Source organism: Crocosphaera watsonii WH 8501 (assembly GCF_000167195.1).
In the GTDB taxonomy this organism is placed as follows: Bacteria; Cyanobacteriota; Cyanobacteriia; order Cyanobacteriales; family Microcystaceae; genus Crocosphaera; species Crocosphaera watsonii.
The window spans coordinates 1-16,153 of sequence record NZ_AADV02000011.1 but is presented as its reverse complement, the minus strand read 5'-3'; the positions used below and the strand labels follow the sequence as shown (position 1 = coordinate 16,153).

The window sequence follows — 16,153 nt, the reverse complement described above, 5'->3', positions numbered from 1 at the left end:
TATCTTTTTATCTTAAATGTCGAGAGAGGACTCTCGGCTATGCCGATGTGGTGAATCTCGACCAATAATAAACATATTCTAGGGCGAGTAGACTTTAGGAAGGTGAAAACAAAAATAAGTACTAAAATACTGCTCGCTGGGCGATACCAATTGCCCCTACTCTCTCGCCCCCAAAAGGGTCCGCAGCATACTTTTAGTTTTTGTGTTGGCTTCTTTTTTGTTTCGCTCAATCGGGACCTGTTGCTTGTCCTGGCTAGAACTAGGCATTTAACTAGAGCGTCCTACTACTAGGAGTTTCACCCAAATCTAGAAGTCACTGCGACTCGCCAACCAAGACATTCTAACACAAGTAAAGCCGTCCTAGAAGGACGGGGTTTCTACCCAATTTTTTGATGAAATTATTATTAACTGCTATAAGTGGTCTATTAATGGGCTTGACAACGGCTCCCTTTTCTGCTTCGTATTTAGCTTGGATAGCATTAATTCCCTTATGGTTATTTACTATATCTCATAAGACTACATCGTTAACACCAGGAGTTAAAAATAAGTTAAAAATTAGAAATATAATTGTTAATGAAAAAACATTAATTGCTTTTATTTGGGGATTTGCTTATCATGGTTTTTCTTTATTTTGGATAACGGGTATTCATCCTATGACTTGGATGGGAGTTCCTTGGTTATTTAGTTTATTAATTGCTATTTTTTGCTGGTTATTTATTACTATATGGGGAGCTATATTAGTTACCCTTTGGTCGGTTATTTTTCGTTTATTTATTGGAAGTAAAGAAATAGGTAATTCCCCCCTGCCCCCACTTACTAAGGGTGGAGAGGAACAGGGAATGGGAATTAAAAAGAAAACATGGTTAAATAATAATCTTTTTCAATCTATAAGTAGGGTTGTTTTTGGGGTAGCTGTTTGGTGTTTATTAGAATTGCTTTGGAATCAAGGTGATTTGTGGTGGACTTCTTTATCTTACACTCAAAGTCCTAATAACTTAACTATTTTACAGTTAACAAAATTATCAGGTTATTCCACAGTAACTGCCGCTATCGTAGCTATCAATGGTATTTTTGCAGAGTCCATTTTTGTTTTGGGAGTAAACAAAAAACAGTTTTCATTATTGATTTTGACAGGAACATTAGGAATAATCTTATTACATTTAGGGGGATTTTACTTATATAAACAACCTTTAATTAATGATCTAAGCAAAGAGATAAATGTGGGGATTATTCAAGGAAATATTCCTAATACGATCAAACTCTATGCTTCAGGATGGAGAAAAGCGATTGAGGGTTATACAAACGGATATGAAAAACTTAGTAATCAAAAGGTTGATCTAATTATTACACCAGAAACTGCTCTCCCTTTCGATGTAGAGTATATCATCAAAAATAGCTCTTTTTATAGTGCTATTTTAAAGCAAAAAGTCCCTGTCATTCTTGGTGCTTTTGGTAGTGAAAAGAGAAGTTATACTAATAGTTTATTTATGATGACAGAGACAGGGAATATTTTAAGTCGTTTTGATAAAGTAAAGTTAGTTCCCCTTGGAGAGTATATTCCGTTTGAGGATATTTTAGGGAAAATAATTAATAGATTATCACCATTAGATAGTCGTTTAATAGCAGGAACATCTGACCAAATATTTGAGACACCTTTTGGTCAAGCAATCACAGGAATTTGTTATGAATCTGCATTTAGTGAGCATTTTCGTCGCCAAGCAAATGCAGGGGGACAGTTTATTCTTACAGCTTCTAATAATGCCCATTATAGTGAAATTATGCCAGCACAACATCATGCACAAGATGTTATTCGTGCCATTGAAACTGACAGATGGATGGCAAGGGCAACTAATACTGGATACTCTGCTATTGTTAACCCAAAAGGAGATACTTTATGGATATCAGAAATGAATACTTACCAACTACATCAAGGTACTATTTATCCTCGAAATAGCCAAACTTTATATGTTAAATGGGGAGACTGGTTAACCATAATTTTAACTATTTTATCAGGAATATTATGGATAATTGATAATTGATAATTATCATTGCGAGGAAACGAGGAATCTCTCTAATCCCCTAGTCATGATAGCTAATGCTGTGTGATAACAAATTGATCAATATGGGGAATACTAATGTTGAGTATACTTACTATTATCAATTATGAAACTAAAACTAATTGCTTGGGGTCTAGGCATTACAACGGTTACAACTGCGGGTTTAGTGGGACTTATTTCCCTCGTTAATTTACCCTATCCTATGATACGTCGTCCCGTCTCAAAAGTTGCTCCACTGTTATTATTACCTAGTTATATCGAGATGGATCATCCTTATCGAGAAGCGATCGCCCATGTGGAACAAGCGGATCAACTTATTCATCATGTTTCTAGTTTTGAGGATATCAAATTAGGGGAAAAAAAGGTTAAACTTGCTCAAGAAAACTTAGATAAACTACCTGTTTGGTTTATTGGTTATGAACCTCAAAGATACTGTCAAATGTTTAGTTGTAGTTGGCAGTTTACCATCGATGAATTTGAAGCAGCTAGAAAAAAAATAGGAAGAATGGAAGCGATTATTTTTCAACAAAGAAATGCTTTTAATACATATCAACAAGCAGAAGAAAACCTCCAAAAAGCCAAACAAAACTATCAACAGGCAATTCAACCGGAACAAAAACAAACAATTATAAACAGTTGGCAGCAATCTTTAGATGAATTACAACAATTACCTCCTCAAACTTTTGCAGCAACGTTAGTTAGTCCAAAATCAAATAGTTATCAGGGAGACTTTCAATCTGTAACAGGAACTATAACAGATCAGCAAAGAACTAATAGAATGATAACAGCAGCTAAAAGCTTTTCTTCATCAGCCACAAAATTATGTGAAAACCCTCCTCATTCGGTGGATAAATGGCAAGAATGTCAACAACTTTGGCAAAAGGCTATTAGTCGCTTAGAGACTATTTCTCAAAATGATATAGGCTATTTAGAAACACAAGCTTTATTAGCAGAATATGAAACCAATTTAAGTATAGTTAAACTAAACAGTAAAGTTGAAAAGCAATCAGTAGCAGCCTTAGAAATTGCTAAAAAAGATATCCAGGCTATTCAAGAACAATTCGCAGATGGAGTTGAAGCGGATCAAAGAAAATTATTTATTAGTAAAATACAAACAGCCATGGAACAACTCAAAAAAGTAAAAACAGGAACTACTGCTTATGAAGAAGCACAAAAATTGTTAAAATTAGCTCAAACTAAAATGCAGGAAGCAACATAGTAAATTAGAGCTGTTTATCAATAATCATTGAAAAAAATGCTAACTTAGTTAACAATAAATAGGTAAGTTTTATTCTAACCATTTATGTCTAACCCTCAAACCACTCAAAACCAAACCTATCACGCTATATTAGAAGCATTAAATCATTTGATTAATGTGGTAGCCAAACTGCGATCGCCTGACGGAGGATGTCCTTGGGATCTGGCTCAAACTCCCCAAACTTTGATACCTTATATCATAGAGGAGGCTTATGAGGTAGTTCATGCCCTTAGAAGCGAAGATCAAAAAGCCATTGTTGAAGAATTAGGGGATTTACTATTACAAGTGGTATTACAAGCACAAATAGCCAAAGATTACGGTCATTTTAGCTTACAAGAAGTGGCAGAAGGCATCACAGAAAAGTTAATCCGTCGCCATCCTCATGTCTTTAGCGATGTAACCGTTGAAAATAGCGAAGAAGTTCGTCAAAATTGGGAAAGAATTAAGGCAGAAGAAAAAGGAGAAACCCAAGAAATGGCTCAGTTATTGAGTCGAAAATTAGATCGTTATCACCGTACTTTACCCCCTTTAATGGCTAGTAGTAAAATCTCAGTTAAGGCTGCAAAAGCTGGTTTTGAATGGGAAAATGTCGAGGGAGTTTGGGATAAATTTTCTGAAGAGTTAACCGAGTTTAAAGAGTCATTAGAAACCGATGACAAAAGCCATCAACAAGCGGAATTAGGGGATTTATTGTTCACTATTATTAATTTAGCCAGGTGGTATGATTTAGATGCTTCAGAAGCATTATCAGGTACGAATGAAAGATTTATTCAAAGACTTTCTAAAATGGAAAAAATTGCAGATCGCCCCTTAAATGATTATGCTTTAGAAGATTTAGAAAAGCTTTGGCAACAAGCTAAAAAACAACTGAATCAATAAGTTATAATTAAAGAGTAATTTTCGGTAATATCTATGACCATCGATCCAGAAAAAGAACAATCCAACTCAAGCTCAAACACCAACAATAGCATCTGGCAAACTGTCTGGGAAAATGTACAAATTTTGGTCATTGCTGTTATTCTAGCGTTCATTATTAGGACTTTTATTGCCGAACCCAGGTATATTCCTTCTGAGTCTATGTCTCCCACTCTAGAAACTGGAGACCGCCTAGTTGTCGAAAAAGTTTCTTATTATTTTCATCCACCCCAAACAGGAGATATTATTGTTTTTGAACCTCCCACGCAATTACAAATGCAAGGGTACGAAAAAGAGCAAGCTTTTATTAAAAGAATTATTGGGACTGGAGGTGATATAGTTGCTGTGGAAAATGGCATAGTCTATGTGAATAATACCCCTCTTGAAGAGAATTATATTTTAGAATCTCCTAACTATAATTTGGATTCTGTACAAGTTCCTGAAGGTTATTTATTCGTCATGGGGGACAATCGAAATAATAGTAACGATTCTCATATCTGGGGATTTTTACCAGAAAAAAATGTCATTGGTCATGCTATTTTTCGCTTCTTTCCTTGGCCACGTATCGGTAGTATTTTAAGCACAATAAATTGAGAATGAGATCAGCAGAAAAAAATAAATAGAGGGGTCAACGCTGAGCTTAGTCGAAGCGTTGACCCCTACAGTTGGAATTAATCAGATAAAAAGTCACATGGTACCGCCGAGAAATTCCTCGATTTCTTTATCTTTTATATAACAACTATGAGATTCATCATGATCAGAACTAGCTGTTAGCTTAGATATACCACTAACCACTAATTCTCGTTGTTTTAACTTATCTTCTTGTAATGCTTCAACCTGTTTTTCCAAAGCTTCAATTCTGTCGAGTAATAACCGAATTACCTTCGCTTCGGAATCAGGTAAGTTGCCATGTTCTAGGGGGTTGACTTTGACCCCGGATTGATAAATTATGCGCCCTGGAATTCCCACAACGGTACAGTCAGAGGGAACGTCCCGTAATACTACAGAACCTGCTCCAATTCTCACACTATTACCTATATTAAGGTTGCCGAGGACTTTAGCCCCTGCGCCTACTACCACGTTTTTACCAAGGGTAGGATGACGTTTACCGCTTTCTTTGCCAGTTCCCCCAAGAGTGACACCCTGATAGATTAAACTATAGTCACCAACTTCGGCAGTTTCACCGATGACCACACCCATGCCGTGGTCGATAAATACACCAGTACCTATTTGGGCCCCTGGATGAATTTCAATACCAGTAAAAAACCTTGCCAGATGGGAGATTAAACGAGGCAAGAATGGCATTCCTTGTTTATAAAGACTATGGGCAACACGATGAAGCATAATTGCTTGTAACCCAGGGTAGCAGAAAAGAACCTCCAGCCAATTGCGGGCAGCAGGGTCACGCTCAAAGATAACACGAAAATCGGCAATCATGGATGATAGCACCAAACTGAATTTCCTGACTTAAAGAATGGATCTCATACCTATTTTACCACTGGGGGCGGTTGACGGCTCACCCAGTTGGTTGATTTGACGGTTTAGGATCTCCCTGAAGGTGATTTTAGAACTGTCTACGAGAGAAAATAAAGCTAGAAATGGTCAGTAGGAGAACAATATAAATCATCCCATAAACCCCATTAACTAATAAATCAGAACTACTGGGAAGAATTCCATAAACTGCTGTATTTTTGAGGTTAAATCTTTCTAGGTTAGGCACAACTAAATAGATGCTTTCTGTTAAGGCGGTAATTTGGGGATTTTTGCTTATTTGTGCTAATTCGAGTAAGTCACTACTGAGATGTCCAATAATATAGATACCAAAGCTTAACAAAGTAGCTAAAATTGAACTTGTAAAAGTCCCAAACGTTATGGCAACGGCTGTTAACACAGCCAATTCTAGTAAGAGATAAACCTGAGAAACTAATAAACTAAAAGGAGAGAATATAATATTTGCCCAAGTTAATGCCCCTAAATAAAGCGCCGTCATAATGGCAATAACAACGGCTAAAACGCCACATAAACCTAGATGTTTACCCACAATTAATTCTGCCCGACTAATGGGTTTAGGAATTAAAATCAAAACGGTTCTTTTTTCAATTTCCTTGTTAATTAAAGCAGTTCCTACGAAAATAGCAACGATCGCCCCTAAAAAAGAGGTTAACCCTAAACCAACATCGAGAAAAATTTTACCATCTGTCCCCACCGAAATTTCAGGAAGTAAGCGCAAAGATAGGGCTAAAACAACGGCAAAAAATCCAATTATATAAAGAATGCGATCGCGAATAACTTCTCGAAATCCGTTACTAGCAATGATCCAGATTCTGATTAAATTCATGGTTATTAAAGTATCTTTCTTACTGCTGTTGACATTCTTATTATTCCCCAGTATCTGTCTAAATCAAACTTCTGTCAAAATTATACCCACCATAACAAGCTGGTGGGTTATTGCTGTAGAGCTAAAAGCAGATATTATCCTTGAGTTGTTGGAAAAGCAAGCGAGTGGCATAGAACGTTAAGCGCATAATAGCATCTTTCCCCTTAGCTTGCTTAGCGTCCTTGAAATTGTCCCATTTCTTCCCCAACTTTTTCCCTATCTCTGTATTTAACCGCTTAGGTGGTTTAGGACAAATACTGGATAGACACCATATATAATAGTGTGACCGCATCATTTTTGAGTTAAACCACCGTATATTCTCTTTATCACCTGATTGCTCAACTTGACGGGACAACCCTAAGTAGGATTGAAAATGTTGTAAACTGCGGTTGCGCTTTTGTCTCCCATTGTTCTTAGTTTCTATCCACTCAACCACAGGAAATCCATCTACTAAGAACTTCTCGAAGGGGTACACTTTCATTAATGTTAAAGCTTCCATTCCTATACCCCACCGAAACCCCTTAAAAGCTTGTAGGTAGGGAATAAAGCACTCTTGATCCATCGCTTCATCTAACATCCTTTCTGTGTCTCTACGACGCTGCTCTATGTGATGTATAGCGTAACCGTGATCTAGAGAATATTCTGAGATGTCAATACCTAAGCTGTTAGCGACAGAATTGTTGCAATGGTTTACTCGTCTTCCGTGATGATTCTTGCCGATTAACCACTCAATTATAGGGGTCATACCGTGATCGTTCGTTTGCCATGTTTGTGCGGCCGCTTCTGGGTATTCTAAGGCAAACCGTTGTCTTAACTGATTGACCAATGTTGTTCTTAATTTGTCGAGTTGTTCTAACTCTAAAACCAATTCCCGTACACTCTCTTAAGCTGATCTCGGATTGAAGTAGAAGAAGTCGACATTTGGGGAAAGACCAGGGGAGACTTTGGGATACACTTTGATACAAATGCTCCTGGAAGTGCTGCTTGTGTCGTTATCAGAAATAAACCAGCCTGGGATGCTTTTCAGCAGATGATGAAAAACTATGAACTGGCTGGATTAGATACCGTCCCGTTAATTTTTGAGTATCAACGTTAGATTTTTCCATCGAGGGGTGTCTTCATATATAATACATAGGAAAATTTGCTCAGAAAGAATCAATGGATCTTAAAGCTTTAATTCGTGATATTCCTGATTTTCCTAAACAGGGTATTGTTTTTCGAGATATTACCACCTTACTCAGTGATGCGGAAGGTTTACGTTATACCATTGACACCTTGAAGGAAAAATGTTTGAGTGCTAATTTATCCCCTGATTATATTGTGGGGATGGAGTCCCGTGGTTTTCTATTTGGAGCTCCTTTAGCCTATCAATTAAATGCAGGGTTTGTTCCTGTGAGAAAACCAGGTAAGTTACCTGCTGCTGTGCATAAGGTAGAGTACGAGTTAGAATACGGTACGGATAGTTTAGAAATTCATCAAGATGCTTTAGAGGATCATCATAATGTTTTAATAGTAGACGATTTAATGGCAACAGGAGGAACGGCAAAAGCAACGGCAGAGTTATTGGAAAAAATTGGTTGTAATGTTTTGGGCTTTGCCTTTATTATTGAATTAAAAGCCTTAGAAGGTCGTAAAAAGCTGCCTGATGTTCCCATTATTACTCTGATAGAATATTAAGAGATTAAATTTGCTGATTTAATAAGGAATAAATTACCTAGATTAATATCTTTTCTAATTATCATGACTCAAACCCTATCCCCTGAACCTAATAAACCTTCAAATAAGTTAGAAAACTGGTTAGATGCGGAAAACATTGTCTATGTTGTAAAGCGAATTTTACAAGGCTTATTAACTATATTATTGGCTTCTATTCTTAGTTTTATTATCATTCAACTTGCCCCAGGAGACTACTTAGATACCTTAAAACAGAATCCGAAAATTGCTGAGGAAACTATCAAACAATTAACTAATCAATTTGGCTTAGATAAACCTTGGTATGTTCAATATTGGCGATGGTTTGTGCAGGTTGTTACTCAATTAGATTTTGGCACAAGCTTTGTTTATAACCGTTCTGTTGCTTCTTTACTAGGCGAAAGAATACCCGCAACCTTATTATTAGCAATTTCTTCTATTATTATTACTTGGTTAATAGCCATTCCTTTAGGAATTCTAAGCGCAGTTAAACAGAGTAGTTGGACTGATAAAATACTAAGGGTTGTTAGTTATTTAGGACAAGGATTTCCTAGTTTTATAACAGCCTTAGTTTTACTGATTATTGCTCAATATTTATCCCCGTTATTACCAGTGGGAAATATGACCAGTTTAAACCATACAGAATTATCTCCCATAGGCAAAATATTAGATATTGCTTGGCACATGATCTTGCCTACTATTGCCTTGAGTATTACCAGCTTTGCTGGTTTAATGCGTTTAATGCGGGGACAAATGTTAGACGTGATGAGACAGGATTATATTCAGACTGCTAGGGCCAAAGGACTACCAGAATATAAGGTTATCTATGTCCATGGGTTACGCAATGCTATTAACCCCTTAATTACCCTCTTAGGATTTGAATTTGCTAGTTTATTAGGGGGATCATTTATTGCCGAATTTTTCTTTAATTGGCCAGGGCTAGGAAGACTGATTTTACAGGCGGTAACGGCACAGGATTTGTATTTAGTAATGGGAAGTTTAACTATGGGTGCTACTATGTTAATTGTGGGTAATTTATTAGCTGACTTATTATTGAAAGCAGTCGATCCTCGCATTAAATTGGAAAATATTAAATAGACAAATATGCTCTCACAACTTTATTATATCGTTCGTTCCAAAGTAGATGGCAAATATTTAGTTGCCCAAATTGATAAAGGAGAAGACGAAGCCCCTGTGAGTTATGTATTGGTATTTCCAGAAAATTTTGAGGCACTAAGTTATCTTAATACTCACGGTTCCGATGTCAGCGATCGCTTTATTGTAGAATCTACATCAGGAACCCAATTAAAAACCATTTTAGAACGCTGGGATTTTCAAGGCATTGGCTTAGTCAAAGATCCCCTAGTACCCAGAATTGAATTTATGTCAGTGTGAGGAATTGAGGCTTTAGAAATTGTTTTTTATCTTCAGCCGTATTTTAAGACAAAACTTCTTCTCTTATTATTATGGATTTGAAAAATTCCTTAAAAAAAGTCTATAACAGAAGAGTTAGCGTTATCAACTAAAGTAGAGAACACAAAACTTAGGCATTACTCTATGGAACCTATTTATCAATACGCCTGGCTTATTCCAGTGTTGCCCTTGTTGGGGGCGATGGTGGTGGGGTTAGGCTTAATTTCCTTTAATGAAGCAACCAACCGCCTCAGACAAGTCAACGCAGTATTTATTATTTCCCTGATAGGGGCATCGATGGTGTTATCCTTTACCCTATTGTGGAGTCAAATTCAAGGTCATGGGGAATACACCCGTATGATCGAATGGGCAGCCGCAGGCAATTTTAGCCTACAAATGGGATACACCCTGGATCATATTAGTGCTTTGATGTGTGTTATCGTAACTACGGTAGCCTTGTTAGTGATGGTGTACACCGATGGATACATGGCCCACGATCCAAGCTATGTCCGTTTCTATGCTTATTTAAGTATTTTTAGTGCCTCTATGTTGGGCTTAGTAATAAGTCCCAACCTAGTGCAAGTGTATATCTTCTGGGAACTGGTGGGGATGTGTTCCTATCTCCTCATCGGTTTCTGGTTCGATCGCAAAGCGGCGGCCGATGCTTGTCAAAAGGCCTTTGTTACTAACCGTGTGGGTGACTTTGGCCTCCTCTTGGGAATGTTAGGCATTTACTGGGCAACAGGAAGCTTTGAATTTGATGTGATGGGGGAAAGATTAGAAGATTTAGTCTCTTCTGGAATGATTGCCCCGGCATTAGCCGCATTATTCGCTGTTTTAGTCTTTTTGGGACCAGTGGCAAAGTCAGCACAGTTTCCTCTCCATGTTTGGCTACCAGACGCAATGGAAGGCCCCACACCTATTTCTGCCTTAATTCACGCTGCCACCATGGTAGCAGCAGGTGTCTTCTTGGTGGCGCGGATGTATCCTGTATTCGAGAACATCCCCGTAGCTATGACAACCATCGCTTGGACTGGGGCTATTACCTCCTTTTTGGGGGCAACCATCGCTTTAACCCAAAACGATATCAAGAAGGGTTTAGCTTACTCTACTATCTCCCAACTGGGTTACATGGTGATGGCCATGGGTATCGGTGCTTATACTGCCGGACTATTTCACCTAATGACCCATGCTTATTTTAAAGCCATGTTATTCCTCTGTTCTGGGTCCGTTATTCATGGCATGGAAGAGGTTGTAGGTCATGATCCAGTATTAGCCCAGGATATGCGTTTAATGGGGGGACTAAGAAAATATATGCCCCTAACTTCCTTAGCATTTTTGATCGGAACCCTAGCTATTTGTGGAATACCTCCCTTTGCTGGTTTCTGGTCAAAAGACGAGATTTTAGGCTTAGCTTTTGAAGCAAACCCCAGTTTATGGTTAGTGGGTTGGTTGACTGCTGGTTTAACCGCTTTTTATATGTTCAGGATGTATTTTATGACCTTTGAAGGAGACTTCCGAGGCAATGATATGGACATTCGGGCTGAGTTATCAGCAGCAGTTGCCCCTGTGTTTGGTCCTGGGGCTATGGATGTGAAAGAATTGGAACATGATAGCGAAGATCATGGCCACGATGATCATGGCCACGGCCACAGCGAATATCCCCATGAGTCTCCTTTAACCATGACCTTACCCCTGCTTATTTTAGCCGTTCCTTCCACGTTAATCGGTTTATTGGGTAAACCTTGGGATAATACCTTTGAGGGCTTTATACACGCCCCTGGAGAGGTGATAGAAGAGGTTTCTCACTTCGACTGGACTGAGTTTGGGATTATGGCCGGAAATTCTGTGGGTATTGCTTTGATTGGTATTACCATCGCTTCTTTGACGTATTTACAACACAAAATTGATCCCAAAGCGATCGCCGATAAATTACCTTCCTTGTATAAGTTTTCCCTGAATAAGTGGTATTTCGATGATCTTTACCATAATGTCTTTATTATGGGATGTCGTCGCTTAGCCCGTCAAATTATGGAAGTAGATTATCGTGTTATTGATGGCGCGGTTAATTTGACCGGTTTAGCTACTCTAGTCAGTGGAGAAGGTTTGAAATATCTAGAAAATGGTCGCGCCCAATTTTATGCCTTAATTGTATTTGGGGCAGTGTTAGGATTTGTGATTGTTTTTAGTGTGGTTTAACTGACTTTTTTAAAGTTGGTTGGAAGGGGCAAAATTGCCCCTTTTTCTTTTACTTTTAGATCATTTTCACCAACTTAGACTAAATAAGTTGATCTTGTAGGGGTCAACGGCCGTTGACCCCTACAGAGATGTATAGCCAAACTTTAGGAATTGGTATTAAAATTAAAGGTTAGTAGATCAAAATTTAATTTTAATCCATCAAAAATGACACAATTAGAAAGCAAAAAACCTGCATCTTTACCCCCTGGAGATAAAGGACTACCCTTGATCGGTGAAAGCCTTAGCTTTTTATTTGATCCTGATTTTGGGAAGAAGAAACTAAAAAAATATGGTCACGTTTATAAAACCAATATCTTTGGTAATAACGCTGTTATCATGATTGGTGCAGAGGCCAATCAATTTCTATTCCGTAACGAAAATCAATATGTTGTCTCAACCTGGCCAAAAAGTACCCGTATTCTCTTAGGAAAATTATCTTTGTCCACTAACGATGGTACTTTTCATACTTCTAGACGGAAATTATTAGCCCAAGCGTTTAAACCCAGGGCGTTAAATAGTTATATTCCGAAAATGACCGAAATTACTCAACAATATATAGACAAGTGGTTACAAACCAAAGAGTTAACTTGGTATCCAGAATTAAGAGACTATACCTTTGATGTTGCTTGTAGTCTCTTAATTAGCATAGATAATGCTTCTCAAACAAAATTAGCAAGTTATTTTGAAACCTGGGTAAAAGGATTATTTAGGGTTTGCTGAATAAAAGCAAAACCCTATTCTTTAAAAGGTTACACCCATATTCGCGATCGCAAAAAAGATCAGCTTTGTCGGCTACAAACCGCTATAATTGGTAGAAACACCTCCCAGTTGTTGGTCAAGAACAAATGTATCGAAAAGAGGAGCAACCTTTACCGCCCCCAGAAAAATTTGAATTACCTTTCGAGGGCAAATTGTCCCCCAATAATCGTTGGGTAATCATGGCAGAGTTGATACCTTGGGATGATTTTGAGGAAGAATATGCTAAACTTTTTTCAGCAGAAAAAGGTGCGCCAGCCAAACTATTTAGAATGGCATTAGGGACATTAATTATTAAGGAAAAATTAGGAACAAGTGATAGAGAAACTATAGAACAGATTAGAGAAAATCCCTATCTACAATACTTTATAGGTTTAAATTGTTATCAACAAGAGCCACCACTGGAATCTTCAATGCTAGTTCATTTTAGGAAAAGAATTGATGGAGAATTGATAAGCAAAATCAATAAAAAAATAGTAAAAAGAGAAATAGACAAGAGTGATAAAGAAGTAAAAAAAAAGGATTGTCTCCAAGAAAAAGGAGAAAAAATAAAAAATAAAGGTAAACTAATTTTGTAACTGCTCACCGCAACAAAAAAGTCTTATTGAAAAGCACTACAAACAACATCAGTTGAGTCAACAAAAATATAAGCCCTGTGATTTAGCGTAAAATTTAAGCTAATTTATTACGGCTATTTTAATGACTAACATTCCCAGAATCAAGTCTTTTAAAAACCTCAAATAAAAACAACAATATGAGAAAAAAAAAGAATAGTAAGATAGTTTTTTGTTAGCGGAGATTATCAGCTAACCTTTTGTATTTTTGTGCAGAGAGATAGGGCGATCAAGAAAAATCTATCCCCCATCGGCTCCGGAGCCTTTTACATCTCTAATCCTGGGGGACTCCGACCAGCTAATGACAATAATTCGCATAATTGGACAATGGCATTTTGCCCCTGTAATCTCATGGTCTCTAAAAAACTGAACATTTGGGTGACTAACTCTGCACCCCAGTCGCTTCTTACTCCCCCACTTACTTTGCGGTGAATGACAATGGGACGTAAAGCTCTCTCAGCATCATTATTATCTGGTTTGACTTCAGGATAAGTTAGAAAGGTGAACCACTCTTCCCAATGACGTTTGAGACGGTTAATCAATCTTTGTGCATCATAAGGCCATCCTTTTTTGGGAGTTGCTTTAAAAATCTTTTGCAGTGAGTTCTCGACTTCTGTTCTTTTGGAGCCTAAGTCTTCAAGGGTTAAATTTCGAGCATGATAATGACGATAATGGATACGGGCGGTTGCTAAAACTTGCTGTACATCGGCAGCAAATTCTCGATTCGCTTGAAAACGACTGGTTTTAAGGGACTCTAACTCTCGTTCTAAATGTGCCAGACATTTCTGTTTGGCCATCGCACTTTGTCTAAAGTAGGCACTATAGCAGTCACTGGTGAGGATGCCCTTAAAATCTGCTCCTAACAATTTCTCGACTTCTGCGGAGCTTCTAGTGGGAGCCAACATCAACACACAGACCTCATTTGATGTGGCTACCCAAACCCAATACTTGATGCCATCGATGCAATAACTGGTTTCGTCAACACATCGGATTCCTGGCTGCTGGATGTACTTTAACCACTGTTGGGTCAAGGGTTCTAAACTTTCTTGAAACCATTTGTGCATTTTGGCAAGGCTCCCTTGAGAAATGGGAATGCCAAAGACATACTCTATAAAATGTTCCTGTTTACGCCATGTAAGATTACCCCCATAGCCAAGCCAGCCCACGATGCTACTTAATCGCACCCCATAACTGAATCCTTCTTTAACTCCCAATGGAACAGGACTGTAATCTGACCATCCACAACTAGGACATTTATAGAATCCGCGACGATATTCCCTGATTTCTATGGGTTGGTCTACTACTTCAGCCACTTGCTGGACTTTTTCGGGAACTACTTCATCTCGTTCCACTGAACCCCCACAAACAGGACAGTTTTCTAGTTCTAAAGGGACTATCTTATCGGGCTGACCAAAACCATTACGGGTCTTCCCTGGGTGGTCATATTTTGGTCCGCGTTTAAATCCTTTTTTGCGTTTCTTTTTGTCAGAAGGCTTTTTTAGTGGGTCTGATGATGGGGGGACTGAACTGTTTTTTGAGTTACGGTTTTTTAGCTTATCTCTCTCTTCTTTCAATTTTTCAATTTCTTGCTGTTGTGTAGAGATTTGTTGTTGTTGCTGGTCAATCAGTCTTTGTTGAAGAGATAACTGTTGTTGTGCCTTGACTAGCCACTCAATCATGAAGACATTGTTCGCCAACTGTTCATCGGCGATAGCTCTAACTAGCTTTGAATCAATGGTAGCATTTGTGGTCATAACCCCCACTATACATAAAAATCCCCGATTTTACCTTTATGTTGTCAAGACAGATTCTTTATTGCGGTGAGCAATTACGAATAAACCAAGGCTCTTTTTCCTGTTTGCCCTTGTATTTTCTTTTCCAATATGCTCCCACATTAAAGTTTCCAAACCCTTTATTTTTAGTGACTGAAACCCCAGTTAAAAACATCTTCATCCCAGGTTTCATTCCTAACTGCGAAAAAGTTTGATAATCTTCATCATCTTTTTTCTGGTTTGTACCTTGTTTCTGACGAAAAGCGAAGAATAACTTTTGTTTTTTACTTTTTTTGTTTCAACCAATAAGCTAATTTAACACTGTGGAATTCTCGGTCTCCAAGAATGACTAACTCATAGTTTTTTAGAAGACAAAGAACAGGTTGAATTAATGCCTGTTGTTCAGATAATCTGCTAGCTCCTCTTTTCCCTAAAAGTGTCCAATAGATGGGTAAAGCCAGCTTTTTCCAGATAACAGCAACCATGAAAACATTTTTATCTTTCCATTGGGTTCGGTCAATTGTTATAATCAGACGAGAGCCAGTCTTAAATTCTTTACAAATAATAGCTTTAATCACAGGAAACCAGAATCTGGGAATGGCTAAAGCTGACAAAACTAGGAATCTCTGGATATGTTTACGACGACTTTGATAAAGGATTGGTAAAGGAAAACAAGCTGCTAACCTTTCTATTCTAACCTGTTTATGTACTGTCAGCAACCACAGTAAAATTCTAAAAGCCTCGAACTGTGTTTGTGTTAAATGTTTGGTAAAATGAGATTCATAAACTGCTAAAAAGCTCATGATTTAAGTTATAAAACGATTAAGGACAATCTGATTATTATTAGCATAAAATCGGATTGTTTTCTCTCTTTTAGGAGTTGACGCTCGCGCATCAAAACAGTTTGGGGGGGCAGGGCAATCGCATTTAATTTTTGAAAAGCTGACTGCATAAGAGGTTTCGCGATCGCCGTTCATTTGTACTGAAACTCTAAAATCTTTACTGGATCACGCATCTCAGATTTTAATGCGATTGCCCTGTTTGGGGGGGGACCCACCTAA

15 protein-coding genes and 1 pseudogene are annotated in these 16,153 nt (G+C 37.9%); 10 read left to right on the top strand and 6 right to left on the bottom strand.

Features of this window, described 5'->3' with window-relative positions:
• The first annotated feature begins 392 nt into the window (after window positions 1–392).
• The 4 genes from lnt to lepB all read left to right on the top strand — a co-directional run bounded on the left by lnt (window position 393) and on the right by lepB (window position 4,824).
• Entirely contained in the window at window positions 393–2,039 is a 1,647-nt protein-coding gene (gene lnt, locus CWATDRAFT_RS12655; protein ID WP_007305390.1) for an apolipoprotein N-acyltransferase, read from the top strand.
• A gap of 124 nt (window positions 2,040–2,163) precedes the next feature.
• Window positions 2,164–3,276 (top strand): hypothetical protein, encoded by a 1,113-nt coding sequence (locus tag CWATDRAFT_RS12650; protein WP_007305389.1) that lies wholly within the window; start codon window positions 2,164–2,166, stop codon window positions 3,274–3,276.
• An 84-nt stretch (window positions 3,277–3,360) separates the two neighbouring features.
• Complete coding sequence (gene mazG / locus CWATDRAFT_RS12645; protein ID WP_007305388.1) at window positions 3,361–4,194, top strand: nucleoside triphosphate pyrophosphohydrolase; 834 nt, start codon at window positions 3,361–3,363, stop codon at window positions 4,192–4,194.
• A gap of 33 nt (window positions 4,195–4,227) precedes the next feature.
• Complete coding sequence (gene lepB / locus CWATDRAFT_RS12640) at window positions 4,228–4,824, top strand: signal peptidase I (RefSeq protein WP_007305387.1); 597 nt, start codon at window positions 4,228–4,230, stop codon at window positions 4,822–4,824.
• Window positions 4,825–4,917: 93 nt separating this feature from the next.
• Here lepB and cysE read toward each other — a convergent pair whose 3' ends face one another.
• The 3 genes from cysE to CWATDRAFT_RS35815 form a co-directional block, all read right to left on the bottom strand.
• Window positions 4,918–5,679: a serine O-acetyltransferase gene (gene cysE / locus CWATDRAFT_RS12635; RefSeq protein ID WP_190273843.1), complete on the bottom strand. Its 762-nt coding sequence runs from the start codon at window positions 5,677–5,679 to the stop codon at window positions 4,918–4,920.
• Between the two features lie 115 nt (window positions 5,680–5,794).
• The gene (locus CWATDRAFT_RS12630; protein WP_007305385.1) at window positions 5,795–6,568 is read right to left on the bottom strand and encodes an ABC transporter permease; all 774 of its coding nucleotides are present in this window, start codon (window positions 6,566–6,568) and stop codon (window positions 5,795–5,797) included.
• Window positions 6,569–6,689: 121 nt separating this feature from the next.
• A complete protein-coding gene (locus CWATDRAFT_RS35815) occupies window positions 6,690–7,475 on the bottom strand; it encodes an IS110 family transposase (RefSeq protein WP_007305384.1) in 786 nt (261 codons plus the stop codon).
• A 290-nt stretch (window positions 7,476–7,765) separates the two neighbouring features.
• Here CWATDRAFT_RS35815 and CWATDRAFT_RS12620 point away from each other — a divergent pair, with 290 nt between their 5' ends.
• From CWATDRAFT_RS12620 to CWATDRAFT_RS12595, 6 genes and pseudogenes are all read left to right on the top strand, one after another.
• Window positions 7,766–8,284: an adenine phosphoribosyltransferase gene (locus CWATDRAFT_RS12620; protein WP_007305383.1), complete on the top strand. Its 519-nt coding sequence runs from the start codon at window positions 7,766–7,768 to the stop codon at window positions 8,282–8,284.
• 63 nt (window positions 8,285–8,347) lie between these two features.
• Window positions 8,348–9,397, top strand: coding sequence for an ABC transporter permease (locus CWATDRAFT_RS12615; RefSeq protein WP_007305382.1), 1,050 nt, complete (start codon window positions 8,348–8,350; stop codon window positions 9,395–9,397).
• A gap of 6 nt (window positions 9,398–9,403) precedes the next feature.
• Window positions 9,404–9,694 carry a hypothetical protein gene (locus tag CWATDRAFT_RS12610; RefSeq protein WP_007305381.1) on the top strand — a complete coding sequence of 97 codons (291 nt, stop codon included), beginning with the start codon at window positions 9,404–9,406 and terminating at the stop codon, window positions 9,692–9,694.
• 162 nt (window positions 9,695–9,856) lie between these two features.
• Window positions 9,857–11,911 (top strand): NAD(P)H-quinone oxidoreductase subunit 5, encoded by a 2,055-nt coding sequence (locus CWATDRAFT_RS12605; RefSeq protein WP_007305380.1) that lies wholly within the window; start codon window positions 9,857–9,859, stop codon window positions 11,909–11,911.
• Between the two features lie 204 nt (window positions 11,912–12,115).
• Window positions 12,116–12,670: a cytochrome P450 gene (locus CWATDRAFT_RS12600; protein WP_007305379.1), complete on the top strand. Its 555-nt coding sequence runs from the start codon at window positions 12,116–12,118 to the stop codon at window positions 12,668–12,670.
• Window positions 12,671–12,795: 125 nt separating this feature from the next.
• Window positions 12,796–13,281, top strand: a pseudogene (locus CWATDRAFT_RS12595) (IS5 family transposase); the annotation flags it as partial.
• Between the two features lie 305 nt (window positions 13,282–13,586).
• Here the strand turns inward: CWATDRAFT_RS12595 and CWATDRAFT_RS12590 are convergent.
• The 3 genes from CWATDRAFT_RS12590 to CWATDRAFT_RS31735 all read right to left on the bottom strand — a co-directional run bounded on the left by CWATDRAFT_RS12590 (window position 13,587) and on the right by CWATDRAFT_RS31735 (window position 15,895).
• The gene (locus CWATDRAFT_RS12590) at window positions 13,587–15,083 is read right to left on the bottom strand and encodes an IS66-like element ISCwa4 family transposase (protein WP_007305377.1); all 1,497 of its coding nucleotides are present in this window, start codon (window positions 15,081–15,083) and stop codon (window positions 13,587–13,589) included.
• A gap of 49 nt (window positions 15,084–15,132) precedes the next feature.
• On the bottom strand, window positions 15,133–15,273 hold the full coding sequence (locus CWATDRAFT_RS39770) for a hypothetical protein (protein WP_232287087.1): 141 nt from the start codon (window positions 15,271–15,273) through the stop codon (window positions 15,133–15,135).
• 103 nt (window positions 15,274–15,376) lie between these two features.
• The gene (locus tag CWATDRAFT_RS31735; RefSeq protein WP_007305375.1) at window positions 15,377–15,895 is read right to left on the bottom strand and encodes a hypothetical protein; all 519 of its coding nucleotides are present in this window, start codon (window positions 15,893–15,895) and stop codon (window positions 15,377–15,379) included.
• Between the last annotated feature and the right edge of the window lie 258 nt (window positions 15,896–16,153).

Excerpts from the sequence above, each read along its gene's own strand:
- CWATDRAFT_RS12615 (WP_007305382.1), top strand. The coding sequence starts at position 8,348 with ATGACTCAAACCCTATCCCCTGAACCTAATAAACCTTCAAATAAGTTA.
- CWATDRAFT_RS12630 (WP_007305385.1), bottom strand. The coding sequence starts at position 6,568 with ATGAATTTAATCAGAATCTGGATCATTGCTAGTAACGGATTTCGAGAA.
- CWATDRAFT_RS31735 (WP_007305375.1), bottom strand. The coding sequence starts at position 15,895 with ATGAGCTTTTTAGCAGTTTATGAATCTCATTTTACCAAACATTTAACA.
- CWATDRAFT_RS12620 (WP_007305383.1), top strand. The coding sequence starts at position 7,766 with ATGGATCTTAAAGCTTTAATTCGTGATATTCCTGATTTTCCTAAACAG.
- CWATDRAFT_RS12600 (WP_007305379.1), top strand. The coding sequence starts at position 12,116 with ATGACACAATTAGAAAGCAAAAAACCTGCATCTTTACCCCCTGGAGAT.
- lnt (WP_007305390.1), top strand. The coding sequence starts at position 393 with ATGAAATTATTATTAACTGCTATAAGTGGTCTATTAATGGGCTTGACA.
- CWATDRAFT_RS39770 (WP_232287087.1), bottom strand. The coding sequence starts at position 15,273 with ATGAAGATGTTTTTAACTGGGGTTTCAGTCACTAAAAATAAAGGGTTT.
- CWATDRAFT_RS12650 (WP_007305389.1), top strand. The coding sequence starts at position 2,164 with ATGAAACTAAAACTAATTGCTTGGGGTCTAGGCATTACAACGGTTACA.
- mazG (WP_007305388.1), top strand. The coding sequence starts at position 3,361 with ATGTCTAACCCTCAAACCACTCAAAACCAAACCTATCACGCTATATTA.
- CWATDRAFT_RS12610 (WP_007305381.1), top strand. The coding sequence starts at position 9,404 with ATGCTCTCACAACTTTATTATATCGTTCGTTCCAAAGTAGATGGCAAA.
- CWATDRAFT_RS12605 (WP_007305380.1), top strand. The coding sequence starts at position 9,857 with ATGGAACCTATTTATCAATACGCCTGGCTTATTCCAGTGTTGCCCTTG.
- lepB (WP_007305387.1), top strand. The coding sequence starts at position 4,228 with ATGACCATCGATCCAGAAAAAGAACAATCCAACTCAAGCTCAAACACC.